Genomic DNA, 22648 nt, shown 5'->3' on the forward strand with positions numbered 1-22648 from the left:
TAAGTCTTGACGCGAACGCTTGGAATCGGTCACTGTGTACACATGTTCACCGAAACTTTGAGCCGCCGAGTTCGGCGCTCCGCCCTGGTTGGCATCCTCACCGGCCCGCACGGCGTGGACCGGTACACCGAGGTTTTCGACCGCACCTGGACTGTCAACGATGCCCGCGCCAAGGTGGTCGCGGTCCGTCGGCAGACGCCGCGCAGCGTGACCCTGACGCTGCAGCCCAACGACGCCTGGCAGGGCTTCAAAGCCGGCCAGCACATCAACCTGACCGTCGAGATCGACGGCCGCCGCCGCACCCGGTGCTACTCGCCGGCCAACTCGGAGGGCAGCCCGGTCATCGAGCTGACCGTCGGCCTGCACGACGGCGGCCTGGTCTCCACCCACCTGTACGAGCACGCCGAGCCCGGCATGGTCGTCCACCTCGACTCCGTCGGCGGCGACTTCGTGATGCCGGCCGTCCGACCGCGTCGCATCCTGCTGGTTTCGGGCGGCAGCGGCATCACGCCGGTGCTGTCGATGCTGCGCACCCTGCGCGAGGAGAACTACGACGGCGAGGTCGCGTTCATCCACTACGCCCGCAACCCCGAAGAGGCTGCCTACGCCACCGAGCTGGCGGCCACCCCGGGCGTGAAGGTGCTGCACAGCTTCACCCGGTCGAACCGCGGTGACCTGAGCGGCCACTTCGGGCCGGACCACCTGGCGGCCGCAATGCCCAACCCCGACGCCGTGTTCGTCTGTGGCCCGCCGGCCCTGGTCGACGCGGTCAAGGACCTGCTGCCGGGTGCCCAGTCCGAGAGCTTCGTGCCCCCGGTCATCGCCGTCCCGACAGAGGCGTCGGGTGGCAACATCGCCTTCACCGAGAGCAAAGTCGACATCGTCGACGACGGTCGCTCCATCCTCGAGCAGGCCGAAGCCGCCGGCCTGAACCCGACCAGCGGCTGCCGGATGGGTATCTGCCACACCTGCACCCGCACGAAGATCAGCGGCCCCGTGAAGAACCTGATCACCGGCGCGGTCTCGACCGCCCCCGACGAAATCATCGAAATCTGCGTGACCGCCCCGTGCGGCGACGTCCAGATCGATCTCTGAACCACCCCACCAGCCCACGCACTCAAGGAGACGAACCCATGGCTCAACGTCCCAACACCCTGACTCCCGAGCAGTTCGACGACTTCGGCCGCGCGCTCGACGCCATCCGCGAGCGCCACCTCGCCGACCTCGGCGACCGTGACTCCGACTACATCCGCAGCATCATCGCCATGCAGCGCAAGCTGGAGATCGGTGGCCGTGCGCTGCTGTTCCTACCCCCGGCGTGGCCCGTCGGCACCGTGATGCTCGGCCTGTCGAAAATCCTCGACAACATGGAGATCGGCCACAACGTCATGCACGGCCAGTACGACTGGATGGGCGACCCGGCGCTGCGCGGCCAGAACTTCGAATGGGATTCGGCCTGCCCGTCCAACCAGTGGCGGCACTCGCACAACTACATGCACCACACCTACACCAACGTCGTCGACCTGGACCGCGACATCGGCTACGGCGTGCTGCGGATGAGCGAAGACCAGAAGTGGACCCCGTACTACCTAGGCAACCCGGTCTACGCCTTCCTGCTGATGGTGTTCTTCCAGTACGGCGTCGCGCTGCACGAGCTGGAGACCGAGCGGATCCGCTCCGGCGAGATCAAGCTGCGGGACAAGAAGGACATGCTGCGTGAGATGTGGGCCAAGGTCAGTCGCCAGACGCTGAAGGACTACGTCGCCTTCCCGCTGCTCGCCGGACCGTTCCTGCCGTTCGTGTTCGCCGGCAACATGACCGCCAACCTGATGCGCAACGTGTGGTCGTACGCCATCATCTTCTGCGGTCACTTCCCCGAGGGCACCTACGAGTTCACCATCGAGGAGACCAAGGCGGAGACCCGCGGCCAGTGGTACTACCGCCAGCTGCTGGGTTCGGCAAACCTGTCCGGCGGCAAGTGGTTCCACATCTTCAGCGGCAACCTCTCGTTCCAGATCGAGCACCACCTGTTCCCCGACATCCCGGCGCACCGCTACGCGGAAATCTCGCCGGAGGTCCAGGCGCTATGCGAGAAGTACGACCTGCCCTACAACTCCGGCCCGCTCCACACGCAGTTCTTCTCGGTGGTCAAGAAGATCTGCCGCCTGGCCCTGCCGGACTCATGGCTGACAAAGCGGGCACCAGAAGGTGATCCGGTCAGCGAGGTTCCCGAGGTTCGCGAGCCGGTCTCGGTCGCCTGATTCGATCAGCGTCCCGCACCTGCGACACGCCTGCCCGGCCCGGCCGTACACCCAGAGTTGACGGCCGGGTCGGGTATCACCCGTTGTAGTCCGGTTCCACCGGTTTCTGTTCAACCACAACATGTCCCGGGCCCGCTGCGCCAGTCGCAGCGGGTCTTTCACGGTGCTGACCAGGGCGGTGGGGCGGCGGCCGACGATGAAACACAGCTCGTTGGCATAGACGTTGCCGACGCCGGCCAGATTGCGTTGGTCGAGCAGCGCTTCGTGCAGTGGACGTTCCGGGTCCTGGGTGATGTTCTGGGCTGCTGTGCGCGGATCCCAGTCCGGGCCAAGGAGATCCGGTCCGAGGTATTTGACGACGTCTTGGTCGTGGTCTCTTTCGAGAATCTCCAAGGTGCCGAGCTCGGTGCCCACCGCTTGAATGTCGTTGGTTTCCAGAATGATCCTGGTCTTGTGGTCGGGCCTTCTCGGCCTGGTGTTGACCTGCCACTTGCCCTCCATCTTGAGGTGCGAGTGGATGCTGGCCCCGGTGGTGCGGATGAACAGGTGCTTGCCGCGGCTGAGCACTTCGTCGACCTGTTGTCCGCTGAGGTCGACGGTCGCGAATTTCGGGACGCGAATGTCGCAGCGCGTCAGCGTCTTTCCCTGCAGTGCCTCGCGGAGGACTGCTGCGGTATGCCAGACGGTGTCGCCTTCGGGCATCAGCGGATGTAGGTGTGGGCTCGGGTCAGAGCTTGTTCGGCATCATGGGCGATCTTCTGCACCAGGGGAGCGGCCAGTTCGAGCTCGTCGATCAGGTCGAGGGCTTCGCCGGCCCAGATGGGGACGTAGTCCAGATCCACCTTGGCCGCCCGGTCGCGGAACTCCTTTTGTGCCTTGGGATCCGCTTCCAGTTCGGCGTCCCGGTCCTGCCATTGGTCGGTGAAGACGCTGCGCAGCGTCCGCGCCGGATATTGGGCCGGCCACCGCGTTTCGAGGGGCCGGGCGGCGATGTCGATGGCGCGGCCGGTGGTGGTGTCTTCCGCCGTCGCCTTCAGCATGACCTTCGACTCGGCGGCGCTGAGCAGCGACTCGTGGGTGGCTTCGAACCGGGTGCCGATCATGGCGCCCGCGGCACCGAGAGTCAGTGCCGCCGCCAGACCGCGGCCGTCGCCGATGCCGCCCGCCGCCAGCACCGGGGTGCCGTGCGCCAGGTCGACCACTGCGGGAACGAACGGCAGCGTCGACCGGCCGCCGTGGTGGCCGCCGGCCTCTCTGCCCTGCGCCACCAGCACCTGCACCCCCGCGTCGAGGGCCTGTCTGGCTTCGTCGAGGGTGTGCACCTGGGACATCAGTGGGATGTTCGCGTCATGGATGGCCTCGGCAAATGGGGCCGGGTCACCGAACGACAGCATGATGGCGGCGGGTCGTCGGGCGATGACCCAATCGATGATCTCCCGATTGACAGCCCACGTGAGTAGACCTATACCCCAGGGCTTTTCGGTGTCCTGGGCGGCCAACTGGCATTCGGCGGCGAGCATGGTGAGGTCACCACGACCGCCGCCGATCAGGCCCAGTCCGCCCCCTTCGGACACCGCCGCCGCCAGCCGGCCACCGGATACGTCGCCCATCGGGGCCAGGACGATCGGATGGGCGATGCCGAACAGCTCGGTCAGCGGGGTGTGCAGCGCCATGGTTTCACTCTATGACTCGGGTTTGACCTTGCCCCTGGTGGCAATGTTTACCCTCGGTGCCGAGGACTGAACATGCAGATTTCTGAACTGGCCCGGCGAACGGGCGCGTCGACCAAGGCCGTGCGGTATTACGAGCAGCTCGGTCTTCTCGATCCGTCGCGCCTGGGTAACGGGTACCGGGACTACTCCGAGGAAGACGTGCAGGTCGTGAGCGAGGTGCGTGCGCTCGCTGCCGTCGGCATCGCCCCGTCGAAGGCCGGCCCATTCATCGACTGTCTTCGCCTCGGACATGAACACAGCGATGAGTGCCCCGAGTCGCTTGCGGCCTATCGGGACAGCATCGCGGTTCTGGACGAGACCATTGCGTCGCTGACACAGCGGCGGCAGGACCTCGCGGCGCGGCTCGACGCCGCTGCATGCCGAGCATTCGACACGAAGGATGATCCGTTGACCGATTTCACGACGCTTCCCACCGGCCTGCCTGTCCCCGAAAACGACGGTGCGGCTGACCATCTGGTCGGGCTTGCGATGCCCGACATCATGTTGCCGGCGAGTGGCGGCGGTGAGGTTCAGCTGAGTGATCTGCCGGCGGGACGGACGATTCTGTACCTGTATCCGCTGACCGGTCGTCCTGGTGCCGACCTCCCCGAGGGCTGGGATGCGATTCCCGGCGCGCGGGGTTGCTCGACCGAGGCGTGCGACTTCCGCGACCACTTCGCCGAGTTGAAAGCCGCTGGTGCGAACCACGTCTGGGGACTATCGAGCCAGGATGTCGATTATCAGGCGGAAGTGGTGCGGCGCCTGCGATTGCCGTTCCACATGCTGTCGGACGAGACCTTCGCACTGGCAGAAGAGTTGGGGCTCCCGACTTTCGCCGCCGACGGGCACCCGCGGCTCTACACCCGCCTGACCATGGTGATCCGGGATGGCCGGATCGAGCACGTCTTCTATCCGATCTTCCCGCCGAATACCCACGCGCAGCAGGTGCTCGACTGGTTACGCTCGCTTTGACATCGAGCGGGAGACGGTTGATGACAGAAGCATTTGTGCTTGGTGGTGTCCGCACTCCATTTGCGCGGTACGGCAGTTCGCTGTCGCACATCCGCACCGACGACCTCCTCGGCATGACGATGAAGGGTGCGTGCGAGCGCGTCGGCGTCGATCTCGGAGCCATCGAGGACGTCATTGCCGGCTGTGTGAATCCCGCGCACGAGGGAATGGGCGACATCGCCCGCTGGGCGGCGCTCGCCGCCGGATTTCCCGACACGGTGGCCGGGACGACCATCAACCGGTTCTGTGGGTCGTCGCTGAGTGCCACGATCAACGTCGCGCATGCCATCAAGGCCGGCGACCTCGGCGTCGGTATCGCGTGCGGTGTCGAGTCGATGTCACGATCGGGCTGGGCCTACATGAAAGGTGACGCGGCCTTCGCGCCGCGCGGGCCGGTCATCCTGCTCGACACCATGTGGGCCGGCGCCGGCGGCCCACCCAACCCGGCGCTGCTGGCGCGCAACGCGTACATCAGCATGATCGAGACCGCGCAGAAAGTGGCTGATCGCTATGGCCTGACGCGCGAGGAGATCGACGCGTTTGCGCTGCGGACGCAGCGAAATGCCAAGGCGGCGCGTGATTCCGGGCGCCTGGCCAAGGAGATCATGCCGGTCCAGATCGCCGCGACGAAGAAATCCCCGGCAAGGCTGTTCGAACATGACGAATTCATCCGCGACGAAACCACGGCCGAGCAACTGGCGGCCCTGCGCCCGCAACCGGGCACCACGCAGATGACCGCTGCCAACTCGACGCCGCTGACCGATGGCGCCAGCGCCCTGGTCCTGGCGTCGGGGGAGCGGGCGGCAGAACTCGGCGTCGAGCCGTTGGCACGGGTGGTGTCCTCGGCGGTGTACGGGATCGATCCGCTGTTCATGGGTCTCGCGCCGGCGTGGGCGCTGCCCCTGGCGATCAAACGTGCAGGATTGACGCCCGAGCAGATCGACGTCTGGGAAGTCCATGAAGCGTTCAGTGCGCAGGCTCTCGGAGTGCTGCGGGAACTGCCGAACCAGCTCGACGGGTTCGTCGTTCCCGACGAGAAGCTCACGCCCAACGGAGGCGCCGTGGCGATCGGCCATCCGTTCGGCGCCACCGGGGCCCGGTACGTCCTGACCCTGGCCACCGAACTGCGCGAGCGCAACGCGCGGTACGGGGCCATCGGCGTCTGCGTCGGCTCGGGTCAGGGCGTCGCGATTGTGATCGAAAACCCTGCTGCTGCCTGAGCTTTCTAGTCCTCGCAGGTCGGCAACGATGCCACCATGGCTTCCCAGGCTTTCCGGACATGCTCGCACACCGCTCCGGTCTGCGTCAGAACCGTCACGCAGTGGCGGCTGTGGTCGTACAGCTCGATCGCTGACGTCGGCCCGGATATGCCATGCGCGCGGGTCACCCAGCATTCCGAAAGCTGCACGGGGTCAACGGCATATCGTGCTGCCCCGAATATCACCGCGAAATGTTGGTTCGCCCCATCTGCCATCGACGCCCGGCCGCGGTGTAGCTGCACGCACCCGCCGCCGCGCACAGCGACCGTGAAACCCAGCCCCTCGGACACCAGATACGCCAAGAGGTGAGGAACCACTGCAGGAACAATCCGCCGGGCGCCCTGAAATGGCAGCACCTGGTAGCGCGCGTGCGACAGATCGTCGAGATGGTCGAGTTGGTCGGTGTCGTCCCAGTTGACCGCACCCCAGTCGACCGGCGAGACAGGCTCCGATGCATCGGCCGGTGTAGTCGAGAGTGCCTCCACCACAAGCTGGTCCGTCAACGGTGTCAGATAGGCGCGGTGCGTGCCGAAGTCGTCGAGCAGTGTCAGTGCCCGCGAGCTCCGGTACCCGACCACACTGGGCGAGATCCGTAGTCCGATCCGATCCTCGTTGTACACGAGCGCTTCACCGGGGTGCGCGACCGCGCCGTACTCGCCGGTCTGCGACAGTAGCGCAGCATCATTGGCGGTCACCGAGACCACCGTGCCCAGCGCGGGCAGCGCTTCGGCCAGTGCGCGGCTGCCGGCCGCGAGCCGTTGTGCGGGGCAGTTCGGGCATCGTCGACCGTCAGTACACATCGCGCACGTACCGTTTCTCGCGTTTGAGTTCGTTGACGTAGTCAGTGGCGGCGTCATGATCGAGTCCGCCGTGTTCGGCGACCACATCGTGCAGTGCCTGGTCGACATCTTTGGCCATCCGTAACGCGTCGCCACAGACGTAGAAGTGGCCACCGTCCTGGAGCCAGCCGAACAGTTCTTTGCCGTTTTCGCGCATCCGGTGCTGCACATAGACCTTCTCGCTCTGATCGCGCGAGAATGCCAGGTCCAGCCGGTCCAGCAGACCGGAGGCCTGCCACGCCGTCAGTTCGTCTTCGTAGACGTAGTCGTCCGCGCGATGCTGGTCGCCGAAGAACAGCCAGTTGCGGCCGCCGGCACCGCGCTTTTCGCGTTCTTGCAGGAACGCCCGGAATGGTGCGATGCCGGTGCCTGGACCGACCATGATCATCGGCACGTCGTTATCGGCCGGTACTCGGAACGACTTGTTCGGTTGCAGAAAGATTTTCGCCGTCTCGCTGCGGTCGGCCAGGAACGTCGAGCACACGCCGCCGCGCATGCGCCCGCCCATTTCGTAGCGCACGCTGGCCACCGTCAGGTGGATACGATCAGGATGCGCGAGCGCGCTCGATGAGATCGAATATGCCCGGTGCTGAAGGGGTTTGAGCAATCCGACGAATTCTTCGACGCCCAGGTCGTCGCCGGCGATGCGCAGCACGTCGAGGATGTCCTTGCCCCACAGCCAGCGGTCCAGTCTCTCCTTCACGCCGCCGCGCAGCACATGCGACAGTTCTTCGTTTTCGGCGCGGCTTTCCACCTCGCCGAGCAAATCCTTTGATGGAGAACTGATTTCGTAGCGATTACCAAGGAGCTCGCTCAGCGGCTCGCCGTCGACCATCGTGTCGACGGACACCCGGAAATGCTCGGCGATAGCCTCCACCAGAGCAGGATTGTTCTGCGGCAGCACGGCCAGCGCGTCACCGGCCTCGTATTCGATACCGCTGTCCGCCAAGGCGAATTCGTAATGCCGGATCTCCTTGTCCGAACCCGAGCCCGACAGCAAGCGGTTGAGCGCCAACGCCGCGACGAACGGGTTCTTCCGCGTCCATCCGGAGCGCGCGACCGCACTGGGCGGCGGCGCCGACGGGCGCCCACTGGCACCGGATGTCGGCACCAGCGCCATCAGTGCACTCTGAATCCAGTCGGCGGCCTGTGCCTCGTAGTCGACGTCGCAGTCGGTGCGCGGGACGACGCGGGTCGCGCCGAGTTGCTCCAGGCGCATGTCGAACAGCTTGCCGGCCTGGCAGAAGGCGTCATAGCCGGTGTCGCCGAGGGCCAGTACACCGAACGAGACACCCTCCAGCCGCGGTGCCGTCGACGCCGACAGGGCCTCCCAGAACAATTCGGCATTGTCGGGCATCTCGCCCTCGCCATAGGTCGAGGTGACGATCAGCACGAACTTCAGGCCGGCGAACTCGCCCAGTTCGATCTCGTCGAGTCCGCTGACCTTGACGTCGAAACCCTGTGACTTGGCCGCTGCCGCAGCATCATTGGCGACGCCCTCGGCGTTGCCCGTCTGGGTTCCGTACAGGATACGCAGCTGCGGAAGCGAGGCCGGTTGGTCACCGACGACCACGGGCGGCGGGGCAGCGACATTGATCGCCAGTCGGGAATGCAGACCGGCCAGGAAGCCGGAGATCCAGGCACGCTGGTCTCCGCTGAACGGGGCGTCTTCGGGAATGTAGGCGATCTTCACTGTGCGCTCTCCAGGGAGTCGAACGAGGCGGCGACATCCGGGACAGATTGTGCGGCAAACAGTTCCTCGAAGGACGGCAGTCGGCCGATCTTCTCGACGTTCTTCGCATCTTGGTACAGAATCCAGCCGTAGGTGCCGGGACTGTCCATGGACAGCACATTGCGTTGGGCCAGCGCCTCCTTGTAGTCGTTGATCCGCTTGTTGGCGACGAACACCGCGAGGTCCTCGTCGCTGAACCCGTCGATGGCCTCGCGGGCGTAGCGCTGCAGCTTCTGGATGAGGAAGAAATCCTCGGTGAGCACCAAGTTGCGCACAGTCTTTCCGATCCGTGGATCGGTCACGTCAGCCACCCCGGGGGTGCGAGACATGGCGAGTTGCTGAGCCATGTGCAGCACCGTGTAGGTGTTGAGCAGCGCGTACATCTCCTCGGTGTCGGTATCGCCGTACCCGGGTACCGCACCGCCGAGCACTGTTTCGTTGTTGCGGTAGGACCGCTTGAATTTGGCCACCTGGTAGCCGGCGAGCGCAGTGGCCAGTTCGTCGAGCAGTTCCTTGCGGGTCTTGGCCGCCAGGATTGCGTCGGCGTCCTGGTACTGCAGCAGTGCCCGCGGCATGGCGTACACCACGTGCTGGCGGGTGACGTGCCAATCGTCAAGCAGCCGCCGCGCTTTCGCCGAACCTGTGGCCTCAGCATGCCACTGCAGCAGAGTCAGTGCCGTCGCTTCGTGAAACGGCGCCTCCGCTATCGGGGCGACGACCACCGAGTCGGCACTGACCTTCGAGGGCAGCTGACCGTCGGGGTCGAACTGGTAGAGGAATCCGCCACTCATGCCATTGGCGACACCCTTGCCGAACTCGCCGATGTTGAACACCGCGCCGTTGGTCATGTACTCGCAGAGGAATTCGCCGACGCCTTCGACCACTGCCGTGGCGCCGGAGTTACGCACGGCGAACCGGTCACCAGCCTCACCTGCGACGAACAGCCGGCCGCCCGATGCGCCGAACAGAACGAAGTTACCGATCAGCACGTTGCCGCCGGGCTCGTCCGATCCGCCGCCGGGGGACAGCACCGCAATGGTGCCGCCACAGGCGCTCTTGCCGACGCCGTCGTTGCAGGTTCCGGTGTGCGTCAACAGCATTCCATCGTTGCAGAACGCGCCGTAGCTCTGTCCGGCCGATCCGGACGTGGTGATGACGACGCTGTCCGGTTTCAGGAAGCGGCGGCCGCGGTCGTCGGTCGCCACCGCCGGACCATCGGCACCCTCGTGGTTGAGCATGCGCTCGATGTCGATCGCCAGCTGTCCGCCGACGCTCTTGTTCCGGTTGGTCAGCGTCACCGGTTCCATCGCGACGCCGGCCAGGTCGAGCTGGGCCAGAAACGAGTCGTCGACGGAGTAGTCCCGTTCCATGTAGATCGGGTCTTCGGGGACGAAACCCTCTGCGGGGGCGAGCACTGCCCGCAGATCGAGTTGGCCGATACTCGACGGGTGATCCAGCAGGTGTAGCAGGTCGCTGCGGCCGCGGGCATGCTGCAATGACGGCAGCCCGAGCGTGGCGAGAATTTCGCGGACTTCATGGGAGATGTTGAGCAGGTACTGCGCCAAGGCACGAGGATCGCCCTCGAACGCCTCGGCGTTGGTGGTCAGGCCTGCCGGGCATTTGATATTGCAGTTCTTCGCCATGACGCACTTGAGCATCATCAGGGCGGTGGTGCCGAACTCGTAGCTGTCCGCTCCGAGTAGCGCCGATTTGATCACGTCACTGGCGGTTTGGTGCGCGCCTGAACATCGCAGGATGACTTTCTGCCGAATACCGTTGGCCACCAAGGCCTGATGCACTTCGGCGACGCCGATCTCCGCCGAGCGGCCCGCGTATTTGAGGCTCGTGACGGCGGCCGCGCCGGTGCCACCGGTGTTGCCGGCCACGTTGATGACGTCTGCGCCGGCCTTGGCGACACCGGCGGCGATGATTCCGATTCCTTCACTCGACACCAGCTTGACGATCACCCGCACGCGTGCGGCCTTGCAGTCGTGGATCAGCTGCGCCAGGTCCTCGATCGAATACGTGTCGTGGTGCGGCGGTGGCGACACCAGCTCGACGCCGGGGGTGCCGCCGCGGGCGGCCGCGATCTGTACCGTCACCTTGGGGGCCGGAAGCTGGCCGCCCTCACCGGGTTTGGCGCCCTGCCCGATCTTGATCTCCAGCTCGCGGAGCATCGGATCGGCCAGATAGCCGGCCCACACGCCGAAGCGGCCGGAGGCGAACTGCTTGATGCGGGAGCCGCGGATGGTGCCGTAGCGGCTGATGTGCTCGCCGCCCTCACCGCAGTTCGACAGACCGCCCACCATGTTGGTGCCGTGCGCGACGGCCTCGTGGGCGTTCGCCACCAGCGCACCGTGACTCATGGCGCCGGAGGTGAGCGTGGCCGCGATCTCATCGGCCGGTTGGACCGAATCCAGCGGAATCGCTTCCGGCGCGGTCTGCGTCATTCCCAGGAAATGCCGAGCTCTCGCGCGAGCGACGAGCCACAGCCGGTCGTCGGCGATCCGGTGGTCGATGATTTCCTCACCGAACCGCTGCACCAACGAGTCCGCCAGTGCGTGCAGTCGCTCCGGTGAGTGGCTCAGTCGGATTGTGAACTCGTCTCCCATCCGGTCCACCGTCAGACCGCGCACCAGGTAGGAGTTGTTGCCGAAGCGAGCGAACTTGCCCATCTCGGAACGGAATTCGTCCGCCGTGGTGGCGAAAGTGACGTCGGCGGGGAACGCCAGCACATCGCGCAGAGCTGCAGGCCGGCGGGCACGTTCGTCGTTCATGGCGAACACGAAACTGCGGTAGCCGGGAGTGATGTCGAAGCTGTTGATGGCCCGCGGCGTCAGTTCCTCAAAGCTGTTGTTGCGGTAGGCTTCGTCGTTCAGGCCGAACGCACCTTCGAGTTGGTTCAATGGCAGCGTTCGCAGGAACACCGGGTCGGCCATGTCGGCATTATTGGGCCGCGCAGCGTCGTCGAATGCGATGGATTCCTCGGTCATGTCGACGAATCCCCGCACGGCCGTGGTGCCGTACGAGTGCCCGGCGCCTTCCGCCCGTTCCTTGAACAGGCCGAGCAGCGGCAGGTCTTTTTCGGTGCTGACCTGCAGGGCGCGGTTATGCCACTCAGCCGAGGTGTCGGACAGCGTACGGAAGCCGACGCCGCCGACGACCGCGGTGACGTTCGGAAAGTACTTGCGGAGCACCGGCCCTGCGGTGTCGAGGTAGTTGGGCTCGAAAAACTCACCGCCGATGTAACTTTCGACGGTGCACAGGCCGACGCGGCCCATGGTCTTCATCAACGACTTCTCCGCCGCCTTGGCGAAACGCTTGTAGGCGGCGGCAACCGATTGCTCGTCGGGGCCGAACTTCTCCTCGGCGCGCATCTGCACCGTCAGCGGATACACCGCGGACGCGCCGAACCCGAGCACCGTCGCGATGTGATGCGACGACGCCAGTTGGCCGCTCTCGGCGATCAGCGACACCCGCAGCCGCAGGCCTTCTTCGATGAGCCGCTGGTTGATGGCCGAAACCACGATGGTGAGAGGCATTGGCGCCCGGGCACCTTCGACGTGACGGTCGGAGATGACGGCGATGCCGCCCGACTCGCGCGCGAACGCCTCGACCTCATCGCACAGCTTGTCGATCGCGTGCACCAGAACGTCGGCGTTGTACTGCCCGCCATCGAGGGCCACTCGGTATCGCATGCCGAATACCCGCACCGGGGTGTGGCTCTGGTCGCGGATCATCAGCATGTCCAGGTGCGACAGGATCGGAGACGGGATGACGATCTGCGGCGCCGGTATGCCGCCACTACCCGGCTTGGCGCCGAGTGCCACCCGCAGTGTCATGCCGTCGGCTTCACGGATGCTGTCCAGCGGCGGATTGGTGACCTGAGCGAACCGCTGTGAGAAATACCGGGCAATACCGCCTTCGTGGTTGGACAGCGCGTTGATCGCGGCGCCGTAACCCATCGCCGAGATCTTCTCCTGCCCGGTGGCCAGCATCGGGTCCATCAGGAACTTGAAATCTTCCTGGCTCATGGAATAGGCGACATAGCGCTGATAGCGGTTCAGGTCGCCGTTGTACCGGGCGGGGGAGAGCTGGTTTTCCGGCGGCACCGCGGGCAGGTCGGCCAGGTTGACCCGGGCCCGCGCCAGCATGGCCGGATAATCATGTTGTGCAGCAAGCATTTCCAGGGCTTCGGTGGAGCCGTACGACCGCTGCTCTTTGTGGTCGTAGTACAGCATTCCGCCGGCTTCGATGCGGCCCCGTTTGATCACTTCCTCCGGCGGGAAGTACACCTGCCCGGCTTCGGACATGACGCCCAGATACTCGGCGGTCTCCACGGTGCGCAGCGGGCGCAGTCCCAAGCGGTCGAGGCGCGCGCCGATGAACCGGTCGTCGCCGAAGATCAGTGCGGCAGGACCGTCGTTCTTCTCCTCGTAGAGGCTGAAGTACTCGAGCATGGCGCGGACCTCAGGCGACAGTGTGGTGTCGTTCTCCCACGCCGGCGGCATCATGGCGACCACGGCCGTGACGAGGTCCAGTTCGTCCTCGAGCACCCGGTGCTGCAGCGTCTGGTCGAGCCGGCAGCTGTCCGACTGTCCGGCGGGACGGATGATGGCGCGGTTGTGAGCCCGTGCGATCGCGTTGTCGGAGAGCCGGTTTTTCTTGTCGGTGTTGAGCTCGCCGTTGTGGGCCATCAACCGGAATGGCTGGGCCATGGTGGCATTGGGCGCGGTGTTGGTGGAGAAGCGGGTGTGGAAGAACATGGAGTGCACCTCCATCCGCGGATCGGACAGATCGCGGAAGTAGGGCACCACCTCGTTCGAGTTGAGCCGGCCCTTGAGCACCTGCGTGCGTGCGCTCAACGAAAGCGGGTACAGGCCAAGCAGTTCGGGGCGGGTGTAGGCGATCGCTTCGATGGCCATGAGGGCATCGTGGATCTTGCGATCCGAATCCGACAGGAACACCCACTGCCGGATGGGGAGCTGATACTTCGTCGCGGCGGCCCTGATTGCGGAATCATCCACGGGGACATCGCGCTTGAGCAGAATTTCGAAACCCTGGTCAAGGAGCGCCTTCTCGACAACCGCCTCGGCCTCGTCATGGTGGGCGGGATCATTCGGCAGGAAGAAGTTGCCCACGCCGAACTGGCCGAGGCGTAGGTCGGACCGATTGGTGAGTTCGGCGAAGAATCGCAGTGACAGATCGAGGTTGACGCCTGCGCCGTCGCCCACGCCTTCGGAGGACATGCCGCCGCGGTGCGGTACGGCGCACAACGCCTCGTGGAGTTTGCGGATGACGTCGTGAGTCTGGACGCCGTCCTTCCGGGTCAAGAAGCCGACACCGCAACTGCTCTTGTCCTGATCCGGGTCGTACAGTCCGGGCAATCGCGTCTCCTCAAACCCTTCAGCCGCATACCGGCGTGTCCCGTGGGTTCTCGTCGTTGAGCGACCCGCCATGGCCGGCGCGGCCAGGCCGGCAGCCGACGCAATCAACCAGCTTAGCCTAACCTAACTAGACGGTAGGTCGACTGATGGCGACGCTCGTCACACCGACCGGCGTGTGGGACGCCGGCCGATGATTTCCGAGCTCATCACATCGTAAGCAGTGGACCGTGAGCTTGCAGGATCTAGAGAGATCCAACTCGACCCATCGGATCAGCGCAGCCGCAGCCCGCGCGGCGTGCGGGAGAAACCGGCGCCGGCCAGCGCCGCATGGACCTGCGCCTGCGCGGCGTCGGGGGTAGGGGCCAATACCGGCTCCCCATTGACCTTTTCGATCAGCAGCGACTGCAAGCGCCCCGCACTCACCAGGTCGGCCAGCGCGCCGGCCGCCGCACGTTGTTGATCCGGGGTCGCATCGAACGACAACAACGACTTTCCGCCGCGTTCCAGGAACCACACCAACTCGCCGTCGACCAACGCCACCAGCGCGCCCGCCTTGCGACCTGGCCGGTGGCCGGCCACCTCGGGCCATGGGAGCGCGACGCCGTAGGGGTTCGCGGGATCGGTGGCGGCCAGCACGATGGCGGTGTAGTCAGGGCTGCTCTGGTCGACGCTGTCGAGATAGTTACGCAACCGGTCGACGGTCGAGGCCACGGCGAACTGCGCGCCGCCAAGCGATTCGATGAAATATCCGCGCTGGCAGCGCCCGGCCTCCTCGAAAGCCGTCAGCACTTTGTACAGCGTGGCGAATCCGCCGGGCAGGCCGTCGGCTGCGCCGCGGGTGACGACGCCGTAGCGGTTCAGCAGCAGCTCGGCCTGAAAGTGTGCCCGCATGGTGGATTCCGGCTCGGCGGGCGGCAGTGCCGACCATCGGCCGGCGACCGTCGGGTCGACGGTGCGGGCCTGCGGCCGGGCGACGCTGTAGCGACTGAGCCGTGGCGGGCGCTGCTGCCGCTGGCGGTGCGCGCCGCCGGGTTTGCGCCCCGCGTTGCCCAGGAGCGCACGTATTGGCGCGAAGGTGTCGCCGGTGATCCAGCCGGCCCAGATCAGTTCCCACAGCGCCTGTTTCGCCTCGGCGTTGTCCTCCGACGCCAGCTGGCGGAAGAAGTAGGCGCCACCGGGCCCATCAGCTGAGCCGAGGGTTTCCATGATCGCGCGATGCGTGTCGGTGAATTCGATCTCCGTACCGGGTGCCAGGGACAGTGGCGCGGTGTCGGCCCGATGGAAGACGACCCACCCGTCACTGCCGGCGATCTGTCCCGCCCCCGACCAGGTGACCTCACCGGACGCCAGCAGTTCGTCGAGCATCGCCGGTTGGTAGTCCGACACGCGCTGACCGAACACGAGCGGCTCGACCGCCGACGCCGGAATCGGCACGCCGGCAAGCTGTTCGACGACCGACGCCAGGCCGTCGATGCCGCGGGCGTCGCCGAACTGCTGCCAGGCGGGCAGGAACCGCGCGTATGCGGCTGTGCTGACCGGTTCGATCTGGGCCCGCAGCGCGGCCAGCGACCGGCGCCGCAGAATCTTGAGAACCGTGGCGTCACACCATTGTTGATCGACGCTGTCCGGGATGTCGGTGAACTCACCGCGAATGAGCTTGCCGTCCAACACCATCCGGCTCAGGACATCGGCCGTCACCCGGTGGCCCAGGCCGAACCTGGCGGCCGCCTGGGTCGTGGTGAACGGCCCGTTGGTCCGGGCGTAGCGGCCGAGCAGTTCGCCGAGCGGGTCGGACACGGCAGCGGTGAAACTGGCCGGCACTCCGACCGGCACCGCGACCCCGAGGCCGTCGCGCAGCAGCCCCATGTCTTCGACGGCGGCCCACCAGCTCTGCCCGGCGAAGGTCACCGCGACCGCTCGTTTGGCGGCTTGCAGGGTGGCACACCAGGCCTCGACATCGCTTGCGGTGCAACGCTGCCGAAGTTCCTCGGTGCTCAGTGGTCCGAGCAGCCGCAGGAGGTCGGCGATTCCCTCGGCATCGCGGGCCGCCCGGTCCTCGGTCAGATGCTGCAGCTGCCGGATGGTGGCCGCCACCACGTCGGGTTCGAGCAGCTCGCGCAGTTCCACCCGGCCCAGCAGCTCGGCGAGCAAGGTGGCGTCCAACGACAGTGCGGCAGCGCGACGTTCGGCGAGCGGGCTGTCGCCCTCGTACATGAACGCCCCGACGTAGCCGAACAACAACGACGCGGCGAACGGTGACGGTGTGGCGGTCTGCACGTCGAGTATCCGGATCCGGCGTTGCGCGACGCGGCGCATCAACTCGGTGAGCATCGGGACGTCGTAGACGTCCTGCAGGCATTCCCGCACGGTCTCCAGCACGATCGGGAAATCCGGGTACTTGCGCGCGATGTCCAGCAGCTGGGCGGCCCGCTGCCGCTGATGCCACAGCGGCGACCGCTTGCCGGGGTGACGCCGCGGCAGCAGCAGCGCCCGTGCCGCACACTCGCGGAAGCGGGAGGCGAACAGCGCCGACCCGCCGACCTCGGCCGTGACGATGGACTCGATCTCGTCGGCGTCGAACACGAAAATATCTGCGCCGGGCGGGGTTTCCCCGGTGTCGGGCAGCCGCAGCACGATGCCGTCGTCGGATGCGGTGGGCTTCTCGTCGATGCCGTACCGCTCCATGATCCGGCGGCCGACGGCCAGCGCCAGCGGCCCGTGGACCCGCAGTCCGTAGGGGGAATGCAGGACGATCCGCCAATCGCCGAGCTCGTCGCGGAACCGTTCCACCACGAAGGTGGTGTCGGTCGGTACGGTGCCGGTGGCCTGGCGCTGCTCGTCCAGCAGCTGCCACAGATTGTCTGTGGCGTAGCCGTTGAAACCCATTGTGCTGCAGTACTCGTCGAAGTCGGTGCGCGTCAGTCCGGCCAGTTTTCCGGTGAAGGCACCGATAGCGGCACCCAGCTCGGCGGGACGGCCGACGGCGTCGCCGCGCCAGAACGGCAACCGCGCGGGCTGGCCGGGTGCGGGCAGGACCAGTACCCGGTCATGGGTGATCTCGGTGATCCGCCAGCTGGTGGCACCCAGGGAGATGACGTCGCCAGGGCGCGACTCGTAGACCATCTCCTCATCGAGTTCGCCTACCCGCGAGGGCTTTTCGTCACCGGTGGCCAGGTAGACGGTGAACATGCCGCGGTCCGGGATCGCGCCGCCGGAGGTGACGGCCAGTCGCTGCGCGCCGGGGCGAGCGGTCAGGGTTCCGGTGTCGCGATCGTAGACGAGCCGCGGCCGTAGCTCCGCGAACTCGGTGGACGGGTACTTGCCGGCCAGCAGATCCATTGTCGCTTCGAAGGCGCTGCGCGGCAACGCGGCGAACGGCGCGCTGCGGCGGACCGCGTCGAACCACCGGTCGGCGTCGAGCGGCTCGAGGGCGGCGGCCGCGACGGTGTGCTGGGCCAGCACATCGAGGGGATTGGTGGGTACCTGCAGGGTTTCGATCTCGCCGGCGCGCATCCGCTGCACGGTGACCGCGCAGTTGATCAGGTCGATCCGGTGCTTGGGCAGCAGCACGCCCTCGGAGATCTCGCCGACCTGGTGACCGGCGCGGCCGATGCGCTGCAGGCCGCTGGCCACCGACGGTGGCGCTTCGACCTGGATGACCAGATCGACCGCACCCATGTCGATGCCGAGTTCGAGGCTCGAGGTGGCCACCACGGCTTTGAGCCGGCCGCTCTTGAGGTCATCTTCGACCTGGGCGCGGGCCTCCTTGCTGACCGATCCGTGGTGAGCCTTGGCCAGCAGACTCGGTGCGCCGAAGGTCTGGCCGCTGGCCATGATGGTGGCGGGCGCGCCGCCACCGATCTGCGGGTTCCGTTCGTTGGGTAGCTCGATGCCGGAGCGGGCGGCGTGAATCTCGTTGAGCCGCGCGGTGAGCCGTTCGGCCAGCCGCCGGGAGTTGGTGAACACCAGGGACGAATTGTGCGACTCGATCAGGTCGACGATGCGTTCCTCGACATCGGGCCAGATGGTGCCGCCGTCGAGGTTGGCCATGTCGGGCACCGGAACCTCGACGGTCAGGTCGAAGGTCTTGGCGGCCGGTGGTTTGACGATGGTGGTGGGGGCTGCGCCCGACAGGAAACGGGCCACCTCCTCGGGTGGTTTGACGGTGGCGGACAGGCCGATCCGCTGCGCAGGTGCCGCGGTCAGCTGGTCCAGCCGCTCCAGCGAAAGCGCCAGGTGTGCACCACGTTTGGTGGCAGCGACCGCGTGCACCTCGTCGACGATGACGGTCCGCACCGTCGCCAGTGTCTCGCGCGCCGCCGACGTCAACATCAGGAACAGCGACTCGGGTGTGGTGATCAGGATGTCCGGCGGTTTGGCGATCAGCTGGCGGCGCTGCGCCGGGGAGGTGTCGCCCGACCGCACACCCACGGTGATCTTGGGCGCGGGCTTGCCCAGGCGCTCGGCCACCCGTGTGATGCCGGTGAGCGGCGTGGACAGGTTGCGTTCGACGTCGACCGCGAGCGCCTTCAGCGGCGATACGTACAGCACGCGGGTGCCCTTGCCGTCGGGCTCCTGCGCCAGCTGATCGATGGCCCAGAGGAACGCCGCCAGCGTCTTGCCGGACCCGGTGGGGGCGATGACCAGCGTGTTGTGCCCGTCGGCGATGGCTTGCCAGGCCTGTGCCTGAGCCGGGGTGGGCGTGCTGAAGGCAGCCGAGAACCACTCCCGGGTCAGGTCACTGAACCTGTCGAGCGGATTCACGTGTCCATCCTGCCCGGCGGCACCGACAAGCCCGAGCGATTTGTGCACGAAGATCCGCGGTCAGCGCGGAAAATCGTGCACAAATCGCAGGTCAGAGGGTGCGCTGGTAGCGGCGCATGCCGGCGATCCAGCGGTCGTAATCGGCGCCCTTGTGCCGGTACATCTCCAGCACCTCGGGATGGGGCAGGACGAGAAAGGAGCCGTCCGCCGATCCTTGTCCGATGGCCTGGACCACCAGGGTGGCGACGTCATCGGGCCCGACGACGTTGCCGGCGTGGGTCACGGCGTTGCCGGCGACCCGAATCGCGGCGTCGGGGGAGTCGGTCATCCCGCGCAGCAGCGGGGTGTCCACGCCCATCGGGCAGACGCAGCTCACGCCGATGCCCTGGTCGCCGTAAGTGATGGTCAGCCACTCCGCGAAGCCGACAGCGGCGTGCTTGGTCACGCTGTACCCGGCCGCGCCGAGTTGGGTGAGCAGGCCGGCGGCCGAAGCCACGGCGACGAAATGTCCGGTGCCGCGTTCAACCCATTCGGGCACAACAGCTTTGGCGGCGCGGATGTGCGCGCGCAGGTTGATGTCGATGATGCGGTCCCACGCGGCTTCGTCGTCGCCCAGTCCCGGTGCCCCGGTGATACCGGCGTTGGCGACGTAGATGTCCACGGGCCCGTACGCCTCGCGGGCCGCGTCGAGCAGCGCTGCAATGCCGTCCACCGACGAGGCATCGGCACCGACGCCGACACCCCCGAAGCCCGCGGCCGTCTCGGCGGCGGCTTCGGCGTTGATGTCGCCGGCCACCACTGACGCGCCCGCGGCGGCCAGCGCCGTCGCGATGGACCTGCCGATGCCCGAACCCGCCCCGGTGACCACAGCCACCGCACCTTCGATCTTCACGGGCTCATGTCTACCGCATCGCGGGCTCAGCCGAACTGAACTCCTTGAGCCAGAGGAAGATCGGACGAGTAGTTGACGGTGTTGGTGGCCCGGCGCATGTAGGCCTGCCAGGAATCCGAGCCGGATTCGCGACCGCCGCCGGTCTGCTTCTCGCCGCCGAACGCCCCGCCGATCTCCGCGCCCGACGTGCCGATGTTGACGTTGGCGATGCCGCAGTCGGACCCGTCGGCGGCCATGAAGCGCTCGGCCTCCCGGATGTCGGTGGTGAAGATGGCCGACGAAAGGCCCTGCGGCACCGCGTTGTTGAGGGCGATGGCCTCCTCAAGAGTGTCGTAGGTCAGGACGTACAGGATGGGCGCGAACGTCTCCTGGTGCACGATGGCCGTCTGCCCGGGCATCCTGACCACCGCCGGTGTGACGTAGTAGGAGCTGGGGTGCAGCTGCACCCGCTCGCCGCCGGTGACCTCGCCGCCTTCGGCGCGGGCCTGCTCCAGCGCGCCCACCATGTCGCGGTAGGACCGCTCATGGATCAGCGGCCCGATCAGGGTGCCCTCGGCGGAGGGGTCGCCCACCGGAAGGCTCTGGTACGCGGTGACGATGCGCTCCACCAACGTGTCGGCCACGCTGCGGTGTGCGATGACCCGGCGCAGTGTGGTGCACCGCTGGCCGGCGGTGCCGGCCGCGGCGAACACGATGCCCCGCACCGCCAGGTCCAGGTCGGCCGACGGCGTGACGATGGTCGCGTTGTTGCCGCCGAGCTCCAGCAGCACCTTCCCGAATCGCTCGGCCACGCGCGGGCCGATCTGCTGACCCATCCGCACCGACCCCGTCGCACTCAGCAGCGCGACGCGGGGGTCGTCGACCAGCTGCTCGCCGATCTCGCGGCCGCCCAGCACCAACCGCGAGACCGCGCCGGGCGCCCCGACATCAGCCGCGGCGCGCTCCAGCAGCGCCTGACAGGCGACGGCGGTCAGCGGGGTCAGCTCGGAGGGCTTCCACACCACGGTGTCGCCGCACACCAGCGCGATGGCGGTGTTCCAGGCCCACACCGCGACGGGGAAGTTGAACGCGGTGATGACGCCGACGACCCCGAGCGGATGCCAGTTCTCCATGAGCCGGTGCCCGGGGCGTTCGGAGGCGATCGTCTTGCCGTAGAGCTGTCGGGACAGGCCGACCGCGAACTGACAGACGTCGATCATCTCCTGCACCTCGCCGAGGGCTTCCGAGGTGATCTTGCCGGCCTCGATGGTCACCAGGGTGCCCAGATCGGCCTTGTGCTCGATGAGCAGCTCGCCCAGGCGGGCCACGAGCGCGCCGCGCACCGGTGCCGGGGTGGTGCGCCACGTGGAGAAGGCCTGTGCTGCTTCGGCGATCGCGACATCCGTCTCGTCACGCGTGCTCTCCGCGATGGTGAACAGGACCTCACCGGTGATGGGTGTGCTGGCGTGCAAGCCCTGGGCGCCGGGCTCTCCCAGGGCGACGTGCGCTCCCACGGCCTGTAGCGCGGTTCGCACGCGGTCCCGGAGCTGGTCTGCGGTGGGCAACAGTGTCTGCACGGAAGTCATGATGCCGCTTTCTCGTAGAGGTCGTAAGGGTCATGGATGTGATGGCCGATGGCGCCGGCCATCCAGTCGAGGCTGTAGTGAGCGGGGTCGGCGACCGCGTCGCTGGCACGCGTCTCGCTGTCGAGGTTCGAGCGGAAGATGCCTGCCGCCGACGCCGGCAGGAAGTCCTCGTAGACAACGGGTTTCGCGGGATCGCCGGCGCGGTAGTAGGCCAGCCCCTGAGCCGCCATCTCGACGTCGGTGGCGGGGAAGTACCGGTCCCAGTGTTCGCGGTCGGCCATGGCGGCGTCGTAGCGTTCCCGGCCCGCACGGGTCAGCGCCACCCCGCGTGCCTCGACCTCACCGAAACGCACCCGCAGACTCCCGTCGAACACGGTGCCGTCCGGGGCGCGGAACGTGCGCGGCTCGGCCAGGGCCCGAAACGACGTCTGCCGCAACAGGACCGGCGGTCCGTCGGTGCGGGGCGGCCCCTGGATCGCATCGATCATGGTGATACCGAGGGCCGTCATCCGGCGGTACAGCTCATCGATGTCGAGCACGCGCGGCGTCAGGTGATTGATGTGGGTGGTGCTGACGCCGGCGATGTCGGCGGCGACGGCGGAGATGTCGCTGAGCTCGTCGTACCAGGCCTTGTCGATCGGTGTGCGGGACAACGAGAACGCCCCGGCGCAGCGGCGGACGAACTCGCCGGCATCGGCCGTCGGGCAGCCGTCGACGGCGATGCGACGGGCCTGCGCGATCAGTGCCGGGTCGAACAGCTGACGCTGCCCGACGAACCGTTGTACGCGAGTCCGCAGGTCGGAGGAGAAGAAGCGGGCGTCATCGGTGGCCAGCATCGAGGTGAAGACCCGAAACGGGTTGCGGTCCAGCTCGTCTGCCTCGATGGGACGGAACGCGGTGGAGACCACTGGCACGGGCGAGGTGGCTTCGCGCAGGTCGTAGAAGCCGACCGGGTACATGCCGAAAGCCGCGAAAAGGTCTGCGACGTCGGCGAGTTCGGCCCGGCTGCCGACCCGGATCGCGCCGTGCCGTTCCGCGGTGACCCGGTCGAGGGAACCGAGCCGGCCGTCGGTGGCGCAGTCCCGGTTCACGGCCGTGCTGACGTCCACGAGTGTGGTGTAGGCGGGAACCTCGGCGCCGTACATGCGCGACAGCGCGGCGGCGAACGCGGCGCGCAGCTCCCACGTCTGAACTGTCATGACTGCGCCTGGGGGTAATCTCCGGCC

The 22648-nt window shown here is 66.9% G+C and carries 13 protein-coding genes; 4 read left to right on the top strand and 9 right to left on the bottom strand.

Annotated elements, in window-relative coordinates; genetic code table 11:
• The first annotated feature begins 42 nt into the window (after positions 1–42).
• On the top strand, positions 43–1095 hold the full coding sequence (locus tag AC1U2B_RS20690; protein ID WP_480218261.1) for a ferredoxin reductase: 1053 nt from the start codon (positions 43–45) through the stop codon (positions 1093–1095).
• A gap of 38 nt (positions 1096–1133) precedes the next feature.
• Positions 1134–2261, top strand: a complete 1128-nt coding sequence (locus AC1U2B_RS20695) for a fatty acid desaturase family protein (protein WP_480218262.1) — start codon at positions 1134–1136, stop codon at positions 2259–2261.
• Here AC1U2B_RS20695 and nei2 read toward each other — a convergent pair.
• The gene (nei2, locus tag AC1U2B_RS20700; protein WP_480218263.1) at positions 2181–2963 is read right to left on the bottom strand and encodes an endonuclease VIII Nei2; all 783 of its coding nucleotides are present in this window, start codon (positions 2961–2963) and stop codon (positions 2181–2183) included. The two genes, AC1U2B_RS20695 and nei2, sit on opposite strands and share 81 nt — an antisense overlap.
• Entirely contained in the window at positions 2963–3934 is a 972-nt protein-coding gene (locus AC1U2B_RS20705; protein ID WP_480218264.1) for an NAD(P)H-dependent flavin oxidoreductase, read from the bottom strand. Before AC1U2B_RS20705 ends, nei2 begins: the two co-directional genes overlap by 1 nt.
• Positions 3935–4006: 72 nt before the next feature.
• Here AC1U2B_RS20705 and AC1U2B_RS20710 point away from each other — a divergent pair, with 72 nt between their 5' ends.
• Positions 4007–4945 carry a redoxin family protein gene (locus AC1U2B_RS20710; RefSeq protein WP_480218265.1) on the top strand — a complete coding sequence of 313 codons (939 nt, stop codon included), beginning with the start codon at positions 4007–4009 and terminating at the stop codon, positions 4943–4945.
• A 20-nt stretch (positions 4946–4965) separates the two neighbouring features.
• On the top strand, positions 4966–6204 hold the full coding sequence (locus tag AC1U2B_RS20715) for a thiolase family protein (RefSeq protein ID WP_480218266.1): 1239 nt from the start codon (positions 4966–4968) through the stop codon (positions 6202–6204).
• Between the two features lie 5 nt (positions 6205–6209).
• Here AC1U2B_RS20715 and AC1U2B_RS20720 read toward each other — a convergent pair whose 3' ends face one another.
• The 7 genes from AC1U2B_RS20720 to hglS form a co-directional block, all read right to left on the bottom strand.
• A complete protein-coding gene (locus AC1U2B_RS20720; protein ID WP_480218267.1) occupies positions 6210–7043 on the bottom strand; it encodes a ChuX/HutX family heme-like substrate-binding protein in 834 nt (277 codons plus the stop codon).
• Positions 7033–8775 carry a sulfite reductase subunit alpha gene (locus tag AC1U2B_RS20725; protein WP_480218268.1) on the bottom strand — a complete coding sequence of 581 codons (1743 nt, stop codon included), beginning with the start codon at positions 8773–8775 and terminating at the stop codon, positions 7033–7035. The genes AC1U2B_RS20720 and AC1U2B_RS20725 overlap by 11 nt, the downstream gene beginning before the upstream one ends.
• Complete coding sequence (locus tag AC1U2B_RS20730; protein WP_480218334.1) at positions 8772–14273, bottom strand: glutamate synthase-related protein; 5502 nt, start codon at positions 14271–14273, stop codon at positions 8772–8774. Before AC1U2B_RS20730 ends, AC1U2B_RS20725 begins: the two co-directional genes overlap by 4 nt.
• A 198-nt stretch (positions 14274–14471) precedes the next feature.
• The gene (locus tag AC1U2B_RS20735; protein ID WP_480218269.1) at positions 14472–18965 is read right to left on the bottom strand and encodes an ATP-dependent helicase; all 4494 of its coding nucleotides are present in this window, start codon (positions 18963–18965) and stop codon (positions 14472–14474) included.
• Between the two features lie 91 nt (positions 18966–19056).
• A complete protein-coding gene (locus tag AC1U2B_RS20740; RefSeq protein ID WP_480218270.1) occupies positions 19057–19857 on the bottom strand; it encodes an SDR family oxidoreductase in 801 nt (266 codons plus the stop codon).
• A 26-nt stretch (positions 19858–19883) separates the two neighbouring features.
• Positions 19884–21422, bottom strand: a complete 1539-nt coding sequence (amaB, locus tag AC1U2B_RS20745) for an L-piperidine-6-carboxylate dehydrogenase (protein ID WP_480218271.1) — start codon at positions 21420–21422, stop codon at positions 19884–19886.
• The gene (hglS, locus tag AC1U2B_RS20750) at positions 21419–22621 is read right to left on the bottom strand and encodes a 2-oxoadipate dioxygenase/decarboxylase (protein WP_480218272.1); all 1203 of its coding nucleotides are present in this window, start codon (positions 22619–22621) and stop codon (positions 21419–21421) included. The genes amaB and hglS overlap by 4 nt, the downstream gene beginning before the upstream one ends.
• Positions 22622–22648: the final 27 nt, after the last annotated feature.

It is taken from the genome of Mycolicibacterium sp. P4_G11, from assembly GCF_056555145.1.